The organism is Nocardia sp. NPDC050712, from assembly GCF_040654295.1.
Taxonomy (GTDB): Bacteria; Actinomycetota; Actinomycetes; order Mycobacteriales; family Mycobacteriaceae; genus Nocardia.
This window is the reverse complement of the sequence record NZ_JBFAHT010000001.1, coordinates 1,546,689-1,558,554: the sequence shown is the minus strand read 5'-3', so window position 1 is coordinate 1,558,554 and position 11,866 is coordinate 1,546,689. Positions and strand designations below refer to the sequence as shown.

12 protein-coding genes are annotated in these 11,866 nt (G+C 68.4%); 2 read left to right on the top strand and 10 right to left on the bottom strand.

Going from position 1 to position 11,866, the window contains the following annotated elements:
• Positions 1-104 precede the first annotated feature (104 nt).
• The 6 genes from AB0H76_RS07520 to AB0H76_RS07495 form a co-directional block, all read right to left on the bottom strand.
• The gene (locus AB0H76_RS07520) at positions 105-677 is read right to left on the bottom strand and encodes an adenine phosphoribosyltransferase (protein WP_357318744.1); all 573 of its coding nucleotides are present in this window, start codon (positions 675-677) and stop codon (positions 105-107) included.
• 26 nt (positions 678-703) lie between these two features.
• Positions 704-2,407: an ABC transporter substrate-binding protein gene (locus tag AB0H76_RS07515; protein ID WP_357318741.1), complete on the bottom strand. Its 1,704-nt coding sequence runs from the start codon at positions 2,405-2,407 to the stop codon at positions 704-706.
• A gap of 22 nt (positions 2,408-2,429) precedes the next feature.
• Positions 2,430-3,650, bottom strand: a complete 1,221-nt coding sequence (gene secF, locus AB0H76_RS07510; RefSeq protein ID WP_357318738.1) for a protein translocase subunit SecF — start codon at positions 3,648-3,650, stop codon at positions 2,430-2,432.
• Complete coding sequence (gene secD / locus AB0H76_RS07505; RefSeq protein WP_357318735.1) at positions 3,647-5,374, bottom strand: protein translocase subunit SecD; 1,728 nt, start codon at positions 5,372-5,374, stop codon at positions 3,647-3,649. The genes secF and secD overlap by 4 nt, the downstream gene beginning before the upstream one ends.
• 143 nt (positions 5,375-5,517) lie before the next feature.
• The gene (gene yajC, locus AB0H76_RS07500) at positions 5,518-5,889 is read right to left on the bottom strand and encodes a preprotein translocase subunit YajC (protein WP_357318732.1); all 372 of its coding nucleotides are present in this window, start codon (positions 5,887-5,889) and stop codon (positions 5,518-5,520) included.
• 145 nt (positions 5,890-6,034) lie between these two features.
• Complete coding sequence (locus AB0H76_RS07495) at positions 6,035-7,540, bottom strand: NAD(P)/FAD-dependent oxidoreductase (protein ID WP_357318729.1); 1,506 nt, start codon at positions 7,538-7,540, stop codon at positions 6,035-6,037.
• 80 nt (positions 7,541-7,620) lie between these two features.
• Here AB0H76_RS07495 and AB0H76_RS07490 point away from each other — a divergent pair, with 80 nt between their 5' ends.
• Complete coding sequence (locus AB0H76_RS07490; protein WP_357318726.1) at positions 7,621-8,271, top strand: TetR/AcrR family transcriptional regulator; 651 nt, start codon at positions 7,621-7,623, stop codon at positions 8,269-8,271.
• A gap of 67 nt (positions 8,272-8,338) precedes the next feature.
• Entirely contained in the window at positions 8,339-8,905 is a 567-nt protein-coding gene (locus tag AB0H76_RS07485) for a DivIVA domain-containing protein (protein ID WP_357318723.1), read from the top strand.
• Here the strand turns inward: AB0H76_RS07485 and AB0H76_RS07480 are convergent.
• The 4 genes from AB0H76_RS07480 to ruvC form a co-directional block, all read right to left on the bottom strand.
• A complete protein-coding gene (locus AB0H76_RS07480) occupies positions 8,874-9,416 on the bottom strand; it encodes a GtrA family protein (RefSeq protein WP_357318720.1) in 543 nt (180 codons plus the stop codon). The two genes, AB0H76_RS07485 and AB0H76_RS07480, sit on opposite strands and share 32 nt — an antisense overlap.
• A gap of 82 nt (positions 9,417-9,498) precedes the next feature.
• Positions 9,499-10,590 carry a Holliday junction branch migration DNA helicase RuvB gene (gene ruvB / locus AB0H76_RS07475; protein ID WP_357318717.1) on the bottom strand — a complete coding sequence of 364 codons (1,092 nt, stop codon included), beginning with the start codon at positions 10,588-10,590 and terminating at the stop codon, positions 9,499-9,501.
• 6 nt (positions 10,591-10,596) lie between these two features.
• Complete coding sequence (gene ruvA / locus AB0H76_RS07470) at positions 10,597-11,196, bottom strand: Holliday junction branch migration protein RuvA (RefSeq protein WP_357318714.1); 600 nt, start codon at positions 11,194-11,196, stop codon at positions 10,597-10,599.
• Positions 11,193-11,762 (bottom strand): crossover junction endodeoxyribonuclease RuvC, encoded by a 570-nt coding sequence (ruvC, locus tag AB0H76_RS07465; protein ID WP_357318711.1) that lies wholly within the window; start codon positions 11,760-11,762, stop codon positions 11,193-11,195. The genes ruvA and ruvC overlap by 4 nt, the downstream gene beginning before the upstream one ends.
• Positions 11,763-11,866: the final 104 nt, after the last annotated feature.

Genomic DNA, 11,866 nt, shown 5'->3' with positions numbered 1-11,866 from the left:
TCAACGGCATGACTCCGATCAACGGGATTAAGACTCGACAAGGTTAACCACACGACCCGGATTCGCGCCAGTGCAATCTGTGTCACACCGGCGGACCGGCTTGCTCAGATCTTGACGATGGCGGTGAGCGGGTAATTCCCCTGCCGCTCCCGGCCGTGCAGGAACTCCAGCTCGAGCACCACCGCGGCGGCGACCACTTCGGCGCCGGCCTGGGCGAACAGGTCGGCGGCCGCGGCCAAGGTGCCGCCGGTGGCGAGCACGTCGTCGAGCAGCAGCACGCGCTTGCCGCGCAGATCCAGCCCGTCGGCGGGGATCTCCAGGGCCGCGGTGCCGTACTCCAGGCTGTACTCGCGGTTCAGCACCGGCGGCGGCAGCTTGCCGGCCTTGCGCACGGCGAGCACGCCGGTGCCGAGCGTGGCGGCCACGCCCGCGCCCAGCAGGAAGCCGCGCGCGTCCACGCCGGCCACCAGGTCGGCGTCGGGTGCGCAGGCGGCCAGGCAGTCGATGACCGTCCGGAAGCCTTCGGCGTCGGCGAAGACGGGGGTCAAATCCGCGAAACGCACACCGGGCGACGGGAAGTCGTCACGCCACCGGGTGAGGTGCCGGACCAGCTGACCCGCCTGGGCGGTCCGCTCGGCCACTAGCTCCTCGGATTCGATCGCCGCGTGCTTGCTCATCGAGCCCTCTCCATGGTCATCTGCGCTCACCGCTTCAACACCCAGCGGTCCATATTCCAGCCGGATCCCGCCTGGGTGGGGCCGGCCACACCGTTCTGCAGACCGTTGGCGAACGCGATGGTGCGCGGAGTGGCGAACAACGGGATGCTCGGCATCTCCGCCCACAGCAGGTTCTCGCCCTCGGTGAGCAGATTCAGCTGAACCGTCGAATTATCGTCGGCGGCAAGCTGATCGGTAAGCGAATCGTAGCGGCCATTACCGAATCGGCCGAAATTGAGGCCGTTCCCGGTGCGCAACGCGCTGGTCGCCGCTACCGCGGACTGTGCCCCGGCCGGGCCGGGCGCCGCCGCGGTGCTGCCGAGTACGGCATCGACCTGCCCGGCGCCGAGCCGACCGGGATCGAAATCCACGGCGCCCGCGTCGACCACGGTGATACCCGCCGATTTGCAGGATTCCGCGATCATGGCGACGGTGCGGGCGCGGCGTTCGTCGGGCCCGAGGTAACCGATGCGGATAGTTTGCCCGGCGGCCTTGGCGGCGGCGAGGGTGGACGTCGCGCCGGGGATGTCGGCGTTCTTGTACTTCTCGGCGGCCGCGGTGACCGCCGGGTAGAACAGCGAATCCTGCTGCACGATACGGGAGTTCAGCGGCCCGGAGCCGAGGCTGCTCTTGGGCAGATCCTTGGCCTTGCCGACCTGGTTGTACAGCTCTTGACGCGGGACGCACAGCGCGAAACCGCGGCGCGCGTCGGCCGAGCCGAACACCCCGGTAGTCGCCAGCACCAACTGCTCGGCGCCGCGGCCGGGCACCGTCCGGGTCGAGAACCCGTCCAGTTTCGGGTCTTTCACCGAATCGCCGCCGATGTCGACGACGCTGACCGACCCGTCGCCGATCTTCTTGCCGAGATCGGCCGACTTGCCGTACACCACGATCCGCCCGGTCTCGGGCTTGTTGCCCCACCAGCGCTCGTTCGCGACCAGCACCAAACCGTCTGCCGGGCTGAAGGACTCGATCCGGTAGGGGCCCGAGGACGGGAATCGCGTGACATCCAGTCCGCCGGTGATCTGCCAGCCGGTGTTCCAGAAGTCGGCCAGCCGTCCGACGCCGCCGGCGTCACCGGTCTGCAACGCCGACACCACATTCGGCACGTTCGCGGCCCGCGCCGCCACGTGCGCCGGCATCAGCTCGCCGGCGGTGAACAGGTTGCGCCAGTACTGGTAGCGCCGGTCCGGCCGGAACACCACGGTGGCGTCCTTGGATCCGGGCTGGCACTCCACCCGCTCGATGTCGGCGTATCCGGCGGTGCTCGCCGCGTCGAACAGCGAGCCGCCCGGCTTGGTGAACCGGCCGCTGCGGGCCGCCCAGGCCAGATACAGGTCATCGCAGGAGGTCGGCACGCCGTCGGAGTACACGCCGTCCGGGTTGAGCCGGTACTGGATGGTCTGGGACTCGCCCGGAACCTCCTTGGCGGTACCGACATCGGTGTCGGCGACCTGCTGACCGTCCGGCCCGGTGTAGTAGAACCCGGTCAGCACCCGGCCGAAGACGGCGGCCGCGCCGCTGCTCGCGCCCAGGGTGCTGCCGCCGTTGTAGCTCGCGATCGCGGCGTCTACGGCGTAACCGATGGACGGCACCTGGTTCTGGCCCGAGCACCCGGCCGCCAGCGCGACGACCGAGGCGCCCGCCGCGACCACTCCGATCAACCGCACCAAGACGCGTGATCGCTGCATATGAACGAAACCCCCTGGGGTACTAGTTCCTTCGCTTGTGCCGTTTCCCGCTCGGGCGCGCACCCGGCTCCGGGGTCTGCCCGGCCGCGCGGCGGATCTGCCCCTCGGACGGCGGCCGTCCGGTGGCGGCCACGGCGCGCTGCTCGGCGGCGGCCAGGGCCCGCTGACTCGCGACACCGGAGCGCTTGGCCAGCACCTTGCGCGTGTGCGCGGCGACCGGGCCGAAGCGCTCCTTGATCGAGACCAGCAGCGGAGTGGCGAAGAAGATCGACGAGTAGGTACCGACCAGCAGACCCACCAGCTGCACCAGCGCCAGGTCCTTCAGGGTGCCCACGCCGAGCAGCCAGACCGCGATCACCAGCAGGCCGACGATCGGCAGAATGCCGATCAGGGCGGTGTTGATCGAGCGCATGAGCGTCTGGTTGACCGCGAGGTTGGCCTGCTCACCGTAGGTGCGCCGGTTCACGTGCAGAATGCCGCGGGTGTTCTCCTCGACCTTGTCGAACACGATCACCGAGTCGTACAGCGAGAAGCCGAGGATGGTGAGGATGCCGATCACGGTCGCCGGGGAGACCTCCAGGCCGACCAGCGAGTAGATGCCCGCGGTGACCGCGACGTCGAAGACCATCGCCGCCAGCGCGGCGATCGCCATGTCCCGTTCGAAGCGGATGGTGATGTAGACCGCGACGATCGCCAGGAACACCGCGAGCGCGATCAGCGCCTTCTTGGTGATCTGGCCGCCCCAGGTCTCGCTCACATCGGAAACGCTGATCGCGTTCAGGCTGGCCTTGCCGCTGGAATCCTTCGGCTGGAATTCCTTGAACAGCGCGGCCTGCAGCTTCTCGACCTGACCCTGGTCCAGGGCCTCGGAGCGGATCAGCAGGTTGCTGGTCGACCCGGCGCCGACCTTCTGCACCGATTCCGGATCGGTGCCGATGGCGTCGCGGTAGACATCCTCGACCTGGCTCTGCTCGGCCGTACCCGGGAACTGGATCCGGGTGCCGCCCTCGAAGTCGATGCCGAAGTTGAAACCGCGGAAGATGATGCTGCCCAACGAGATCAGCAGGATGACGGCGGTGATGATGTACCACATCCGCCGCTTGCCGATCACGTCGATCGCACCGGTACCGGTGTAGAGCCGGCTGAAGAAGCCGTGCCGCGACGGTGTGTCGAAGTTGTCGTCGTAGTCCACGTCGTCCTCGGAGTCCCGCTTGCGCAGCGACGGGCTGGTCTGGTTGCTCATCGAGTCCTCACACCTTCGGAGCGGGCGGTGCCGGCGGCCCGGCGTTCCCGCGCCACCTCCTGGATCGCACCCAAGCCGTTGACGCTGGGCTTGGCCCAGAACTGACTCCGCGAGGCCAGCATGACCAGCGGCATCGTCACCAGGAACACGACGATGACGTCGAGCACGGTGGTGAGGCCGAGGGTGAACGCGAAGCCCTTCACCTGGCCGACGGCCAGAATGTAGAGCACCGCGGAGGCGATGAGGCTGACCGCGTTACCGGACAGGATGGTGCGCCGGGCCCGGGCCCAGCCGCGCGGCACCGCCGAGCGGAAGCTGCGGCCCTCGCGCATCTCGTCCTTGATGCGTTCGAAGAACACCACGAACGAGTCGGCGGTCATGCCGATACCGATGATCAGACCGGCGATACCGGCCAGGTCGAGGGTGAACCCGATCCAGCGCCCGAGCAGCACCATGATGCCGTACACCGCGAAGCCCGAGGCGACCAGTGAGATGGCGGTGAGGAAGCCGAGCATGCGGTAGTAGGCCAGGCAGTACAGCAGCACCACGGCCAGGCCGATGGCGCCGGCCAGCAGGCCGGCCCGCAGCGAGGACAGACCCAGTGTGGCCGAGACGGTTTCGGCCTCGGAGGTCTGGAACGACAGCGGGAGCGAACCGTACTTCAGGGTGTTGGCCAGCTCCTTGGAGCTGGCGGCGTTGAAGTTGCCGGAGATGGTGGTGCGGCCGCCCAGCTGCGGGCCCTGCTGCACCACGGGCGCGGAGACCACGCGCGAGTCGAGCACGAAGGCGACGCGGTTCTGCGGGGACTGCTGCTTGATCGCGTCACCGGTGACGCTGGCCCACGCATCGCTGCCGCCGGCCTTGAACTCCAGGTTGACCTCGTGCCGCGCCTGCTGGGAGTTCAGGCCCGCGGTGGCGTCCTTGATCTCCTGGCCGTCGATCTTGCTCGGGGCGAGCAGGTAGATCTCGGGGTTCTGCGAACCGGATACCGCGCAGGTGATCAGCGGCAGGGTCGGGTCGTCGTTACCGGCCAGCGGGTCCGGCTTGGAGCAGTCCATGGCCAGCACGGCCGCCTGCTGCACCGCGGGATCGGAGCTCTGCCGGGTCGCCCGCGCGTCGGCGATCTCCTTCTGGGCGATCTCCTGCGGGGTGAGTCCGCTGTTGTCGGCGGGCGGCTGGGTCGGGGCCTGCGCCGGGAAGACGCGCGGCTGCGGCGCGGGTTCCGGGGCCGGGGCCTCGGCCGTCGGCTGGCCCGGATCGGTGGCGGGCGGCGCCTCGGGCACCGGCACCGGCTGGGTCGGCTGCGTCGGCTGCTGGGCGGCCACCTTGCCGTCCGCGCCGACCGGCACGGCCGCGAGTACCGGGCGGATGTAGAGCTTGGCCGTGGTGGCCAGCGCCCGCGCCTGCTGCCCGTCGTCACCGGGGACGGTGATGACGATGTTGTCGCCGTCGATGACGACCTCGGAACCGCCGACACCGAGGCCGTTGACGCGGTTCTCGATGATCTCCTGGGCCTTCTTCAGGCTGTCCTGGCTCGGCTTGCTGCCGTCGGGAGTGCGGGCGGTCAGCGTGACCCGGGTACCACCCTGCAGGTCGATGCCGAGCTTGGGCGTCGGGGCTTTGTCCCCGGTGAAGAACACCAGCGCATAGATCACGGCCAGCAACGCGGCGTAGACGCCGAGCAGCCGGAGCGGATGTTGCGCCGATCCCTGTGAAGGTGGCACAGCAGGTATCTCCTAGGCGGAAGTCGAGTGTGGAACGTGAGGCAGGCGCAAACACCCCGGGAAGGCGATGAAGCCTCCGCGAAACACGGAGGCTACCGCGTACAGCGCCGATGGGATACGGCCTCGAGCGATGCGCCCGAGGGTCAGTCCTTGGTCAGCCGGGTCTCGGTCTGCGCGGGGGACTCTTCGACGACGACGGTCTCGGTGTCGGCCGTGACGGTCTCGGTGTCGGTGGCGCCGACGGTGTCGATCTCGTCGGCGGTGTCGGTCTCCTCGGGACGGATCCGGCCGATCGCCGCACGCGACCAGGTGGTGACGACGTCCTCGGCGATCTCCAGATCGACGGTGTCCTCGTCGACGTCGACGATGGTGCCGTAGAGGCCCGACGTGGTGACGACCGAGGTACCGACCTTCAGGCTGGCCTGCATATCGGCGGCCGCCTTGCGCTGCCGGCGGTTACCCAGAAACAAGAACGCGAGCATGCCCAGCAGCAGGAGCGGAAACAGAAGTTCCATCGTCGAAGTCAGTCCCTAGTCTTGTGGATGAATGGACAGATACGCCCCTAGTCTGCCAGTTCCTGTATCGACCGCCACACCGGCACGCCTCAACACGCGACGGGCCCCGCCGTGACACAACGGCGGGGCCCACGCGATACATACCTCAGGCTGTGGCCTTTACACCTTCGGCGCCGAACGAATAGTCGTCGAGCGGGAAGCTCACCGACTGCCGATGCGTGCTCGCGGTGCTGTTCGGGCGCAGCAGCGCGGCCTCGCCGTGCTGGTTGAAGTAGTAGCTGCGCGCGGAGGCGCAATCACCGCCGTAGAACACCGAGGAGCCCAGCTTCTCGGTCACCTCGTCCAGGAAGCGCTCGTTGGCCTGCGGGGTGACCTCGAAGGTGTGCTCACCGCGGCGGAACATCTCCCCGAAGAGGCGGGCGATGTGCTTCATCTGGCCCTCGATGGTGGTGAAGTAGGACAGGCCGCTGTAGGAGTACGGGCTGTTCAGGCTCAGGAAGTTCGGGAACTTCGGCACCGTGATGCCCTCGTAGGCCTGGAAGCGGTTGTCGCGCCACCACTTACCGAGGTTGACGCCCTCGCGGCCGATGATCTCGATGGCCGGGAAGTTCACGTCCCACAGGTTGAAGCCGGTGGCCAGGATCAGGGTGTCGATCTCGGTCTTGTGGCCGTCGGCGGTGACGATGCCGTCGGCTTCGATGCGCTCGATCGAGTTGGTCTCCAGGTGCACGTGCGACTGGTTGAAGACCTTGAAGTAGTGATTGGAGAAGGTGGGGCGCTTGCAGCCGAAGTCGTAATTCGGGGTCAGCTGCTTGCGGGTCTGCTTGTCGCGAACCTGGGCGAACAGGTGCGCCTTGGCCAGCACGGCCGCGCCCCGGTTCAGCAGCTTGGCCTGCTTGTAGTGCAGCACGCCGACCACCATCAGGGCCTCGAGCAGGCTGGTGTTGACCAGCCGCGCGGCCTTCTGCGTGGCCGGGACCTTGGCGAAGAGCTGCCGCACGGGCGCCGGGATCGGGGTGTCGACCTTGGGCACCACCCAGATCGGGGTGCGCTGGAAGACGGTGAGCTCGGCGACCTTCTTGGCGGCCTCGGGCACCAGCTGCACGGCGGTGGCGCCGGTGCCGATGATCGCGGCCTTGCGGCCGGTCAGGTCGAAATCGTCCTCCCACGCGGTGGTGTGGATGATCTTGCCCTGGAAGTTCTCGATGCCGGGGAACGGCGGGGTGTAGGGCTGGGAGAGGAAGCCGGTGGCGGTGAGCAGGTAACGGCCCGTGAGGCTTTCGCCGCCCTCGACGGAGACCACCCAGTGCTGGTGCTCCTCGTCCCAGCGGGCGCCGTCCACCACCGTGCCGAAACGCATCCGGCGGCGCAGGCCGTACTTCTCGGCGACGTGCTCGGCGTAGCCCTTGAGCTCCTTGCCGGGCGCGAACAGGCGGGTCCAGTTCGGGTTCGGCTCGAAGGAGTAGGAGTAGGTGACCGAGGCGATGTCCACGGCCAGACCCGGGTAGTGATTGACGTGCCAGGTGCCGCCGAGATCTTCCTCGCGCTCCAGGATCACGTAATTGCTCAGGCCGAGGCGGTCGAGCTCGATGCCCGCACCCATTCCGCCGAATCCCGCACCGACCACGATGGCATCGAACTGAGGCGCCACGCCGAACCTCCAGAAAAGTGTGAACCATGTATCACGGAATGACACATCATTCCGTTTGTGACGACTGTATCATTCAGTCCGTGACGAAGCCATCGACCCGAGGCCCGCGCCAGCCGGCCGGCAGCGCCGTCGCGCGCCGCAAAGCCGAGCTGCGCCAAGGCATCATCGACACCGCGTTCGTCTGCTTCGCCGAAAAGGGCTATCACGCCACCGGCATCGCCGATATCGCAGGTCAGCTGGGTATCGGGCACGGCACGTTCTACCGGTACTTCAACAACAAGCGCGACATCATCGATCACGTCATCGACGATCTGGCCGCCCGGATCGTGGAAACCCTCGGCACCGAGAACGCCCCCGACGCGGCAACCAGCCTCGACGAGTACCGCGCCCAGCTGGACCGGATCGGCACCGCGCTCACCCGCATCCTGATCCAGGACCGGCGGATCGCGCAGTTGCTGCTGTTCCACGCCACCGGCATCGACGACGAACTCACCGCCCGGCTCTACGGCCTGCTCGACACCGCCGACGCGCTGACCGAGGGGTATCTGGACCACGGTGTCGAACTCGGTTACCTGCGAGCAGATCTCGACACCGGCAACACCGCCAAGGCGGTGACGGGCATGCTGCTCGCCGGAATCGTGCACGGCCTGCGTGATCTCGACACGACGCGAATCGAAGCGCTCACCGAGGCGATTCGCCGTCTGCTCATCGACGGCGTGCGCAAAGACTGAGATCACTTGGGCGCGTTCAGCAAAGACTGAGCAGTGTGTGTTGGACCCTGACACAATAATTCTGGTGATGACCCCCGAGGACGTGAGCCGGATCCATTTCGCCATGCCACCGGTCGGGCATCGCGGCTATCACGCCGACGAGGTCGACGCCTTTCTGGAGCTGGTCGCGGCGACCCTGGCCGGCACCGGCGTGCTGACCGCCGACGATGTGCGCCACGTGCACTTCGACCCGCCGCGCTTCGGCGGGCGCGGCTACCAGGCGGATCAGGTCGACGAGTTCCTGGACCGGGTGCGGATCGAACTGGAGATCCGCCAGCGCGGCACCCGCCCGGTGCCCGCCGGGGCCAACGGTTCCGAGCCCGCCGCCCTGCTCACCCCCGATGACGTGCGCCGGATGCGCTTCACCTCGGCCCCGGTCGGGCGGCGCGGCTACAACGAGGAGGAGGTCGACGCGTTCATGGATCTCGTCGCGGCCACCCTCGCGCACGGCGGGCCGGGCAGCCTGACCATCGCCGACGTGCGCGGCGTGCACTTCACCGGGGCGCGGTTAGGTACCCGTGGTTACGCGCGCGACGAGGTGGACGCCTTCATGGACCTGGTGATCACGGCGCTGGAGAAGAGCCCGCACCACTGACCTCGGCCCGGGGCAATTCGGCCTCTGCCAGATCGTCCGGGAAGACGAAACGGCGGAACGCCCAGAAGCGGAAGCCCATCGCCAGCAGCACGCCGATGATCTGGCCGGTGACGAAGTTGGCGACCGCCTGGGTGAGCGGGCCGACATGCGGCACCCGCAGATTCAGCACGTACAGCGAGATCGCTTGCGGCAGCACGGTGACCGCGACGCCGAGCGCGCTGACCGCGAAGAACAGCGCCGCCTCGTGATGGCGCTGGCGCCCGCCGCGGGTGCGGAACGACCACTCGCGATTGAGGATGTAGGAGGCGATGATCGCGATCAACACGCCGAGCAGGCGTGCGGTCAGCGGCTTGTCCCCCAGCACCGTCAGCTTCGTCGCGTAGACGACACCGGTGTCGATGAACCAGGTCACCGCACCGACCACCGCGAATTTCATCAGCTCACGGTGCTGAATCGCCTTGGAGCGATAGGGCTCCGGCAAACGATCGACGACTGACTGCACCACGGTCATGCGACCGACTGTAGCGGGGAGATCGGCGGCGCGCCCGTCCGGAAGTTAGCTGTAACCTGCCGCACGCCGAATCGTGTCGTGGTTACGGGCTTTCGGACAGGTTCACCGGATGCGGTTCGCGCGCACGCACTTCGATGGAACCGAAGGCCAGATCCGCGGGCGGAACCAGGCCCAGATGGGCCCAGGCGGTGGCGGTGGCGACGCGGCCGCGCGGGGTGCGCGCGACCATTCCGGCCCGGACCAGGAACGGCTCGCAGACCTCCTCGACCGTGGCCGCTTCCTCCCCCACCGCGACGGCCAGCGTCGAGACGCCCACCGGCCCACCGTTGAAACCGCGCACCAGCGCGCCGAGAACGGCCCGGTCCAGGCGGTCCAGGCCGAGCGCGTCGACGTCGTAGACCTCGAGCGCGGCATGCGCGATCGGGCGGGTGATGCGGCCGTCGGCGCGGACCTCGGCGTAATCGCGGACCCGGCGCAGCAGCCGGTTCGCGATGCGGGGCGTGCCGCGCGAGCGGCCCGCGATCTCGGCCGCGGCGTCGCGTTCGACGTCGACGCCGAGGATCTGGGCCGAGCGCAGCAGGATGCGCAGCAATTCGTCGGGCTCGTAGAAATCCATGTGCCCGGTGAACCCGAAGCGATCGCGCAGCGGACCGGTCAGCGCGCCCGACCGAGTTGTCGCGCCCACCAGCGTGAACGGGGCGATATCCAGCGGAATCGAGGTCGCGCCCGGGCCTTTGCCGACCACCACGTCGACCCGGAAATCCTCCATCGCCAGGTACAGCATCTCCTCGGCGGGCCGGGCGATGCGGTGGATCTCGTCGATGAACAGCACGTCGCCCTCGACCAGGTTGCTGAGCATCGCCGCGAGGTCGCCGGCGCGTTCCAGCGCCGGGCCGGAGGTGATGCGCAGGGCGGTGCCGAGTTCGCCGGCGATGATCATCGCCATCGAGGTCTTGCCGAGGCCGGGCGGGCCGGACAGCAGTACGTGATCCGGGGTGCCGCCGCGCTGCTTCGCGCCGCGCAGCACCAGTGCCAGCTGTTCGCGCACGCGGGGCTGGCCGATGAAATCGTCCAGGGATTTCGGGCGCAGGCTGGCCTCGACGTCGCCGTCGGACTTCAGAAGACTTGCGGTGACCTGGGACTCGTCGTCGGAAAGGGTTTCGTCGTAATCCATGGCGGCCTAGCGGTTCTTGCCGAGCAGGCTGAGGGCGGCGCGTAACGCGGTGGCGGTGTCGGCGGCGGGCTGGTCGGCCAGCACCGTGTCCACCGCCTGCTCGGCCTGCTTCAGCGGGAAGCTCAGGCCCGTCAGCGCCTCCACCACCTGCTCGCGCACCGGCGTGAGCACCGGGCTGCTGCCCGGCGGACCGTCCTGCACCGGAATGAGATTCACCTTGTCGCGCAGTTCGACGACCATGCGTTCGGCGCCGCGCTTGCCGATGCCGGGCACCCGGGTCAGTGCCGCCACATTGCTTTCCGCGAGCGCTTTGCGCAGCGACTCGGGTTCGAGCACCGCGAGCACCGCCATCGCCAGGCGCGGGCCGACACCGGACACCGTTTGCAGCAGGCCGAACAGATCCCGGGATTCGGTGTCGGCGAAGCCGAACAGCGTCTGGGAATCCTCGCGCACGATCATCGCGGTGTAGAGCCGGATCTCCGCGCCGCGGGTGAGCGTGGCCAGCGTCGACGGGGTCGCGTTCAGCCGGTAGCCGATACCGCCCGCCTCGATCACCGTGTGGTCGAGCGCGATTTCGAGCACCTCACCACGAACCGACGCGATCACCCGCGTACCGCCTTCCGTTGTTCAGCAAGCTTTTCGGTGTACCGCCTGCGCATCTCCGCCGCCTGCGCTTCGGCCTTGGCCATTCGATCCATCAGCGGCGCCCGCCAACAATGACAGATGGCCAGCGCCAGCGCATCGGCCGCGTCGGCCGGTTTCGGCGCGACGGCCAGCCCGAGGATCCGGGTCACCATCGCCGTCACCTGCGCCTTGTCGGCGGTGCCGTTACCGGTGACGGCCGCCTTCACCTCGCTGGGCGTGTGGAAGGCCACGGGGATGCCGCGCCGCGCCGCCGCCAGCGCGATCACGCCGCCCGCCTGTGCGGTGCCCATCGCGGTGCGCACATTGTGCTGGGCGAAGACGCGTTCGATCGACACCGCTTCGGGTTTGTGCGTGTCCATCCAGAGCTCGGCCGCGTCGGCCACCAGCATCAGGCGCTGGGCCAAATCCATATCCGGCGGCGTGCGCACCACATCCACGTCGAGCGCGGTGACCTTACGGCCGAGCCCGCCCTCGACCATGCTGAGCCCGCACCGGGTGAGCCCGGGGTCGACGCCCATCACCCGCACGAAAACCCCTCTCGCAGACACGAACAACTGTTCGAGAGTCTAGTGGAACCCCACCCGCCTCCGCGCCAGGACACTCCAACAGCCTTCCCCCACCCCTTCTCAGC

Excerpts from the sequence above, each read along its gene's own strand:
- AB0H76_RS07480 (WP_357318720.1), bottom strand. The coding sequence starts at position 9,416 with ATGACCGTGGTGCAGTCAGTCGTCGATCGTTTGCCGGAGCCCTATCGC.
- AB0H76_RS07515 (WP_357318741.1), bottom strand. The coding sequence starts at position 2,407 with ATGCAGCGATCACGCGTCTTGGTGCGGTTGATCGGAGTGGTCGCGGCG.
- secF (WP_357318738.1), bottom strand. The coding sequence starts at position 3,650 with ATGAGCAACCAGACCAGCCCGTCGCTGCGCAAGCGGGACTCCGAGGAC.
- ruvB (WP_357318717.1), bottom strand. The coding sequence starts at position 10,590 with ATGGATTACGACGAAACCCTTTCCGACGACGAGTCCCAGGTCACCGCA.
- yajC (WP_357318732.1), bottom strand. The coding sequence starts at position 5,889 with ATGGAACTTCTGTTTCCGCTCCTGCTGCTGGGCATGCTCGCGTTCTTG.
- AB0H76_RS07520 (WP_357318744.1), bottom strand. The coding sequence starts at position 677 with ATGAGCAAGCACGCGGCGATCGAATCCGAGGAGCTAGTGGCCGAGCGG.
- AB0H76_RS07485 (WP_357318723.1), top strand. The coding sequence starts at position 8,339 with ATGACCCCCGAGGACGTGAGCCGGATCCATTTCGCCATGCCACCGGTC.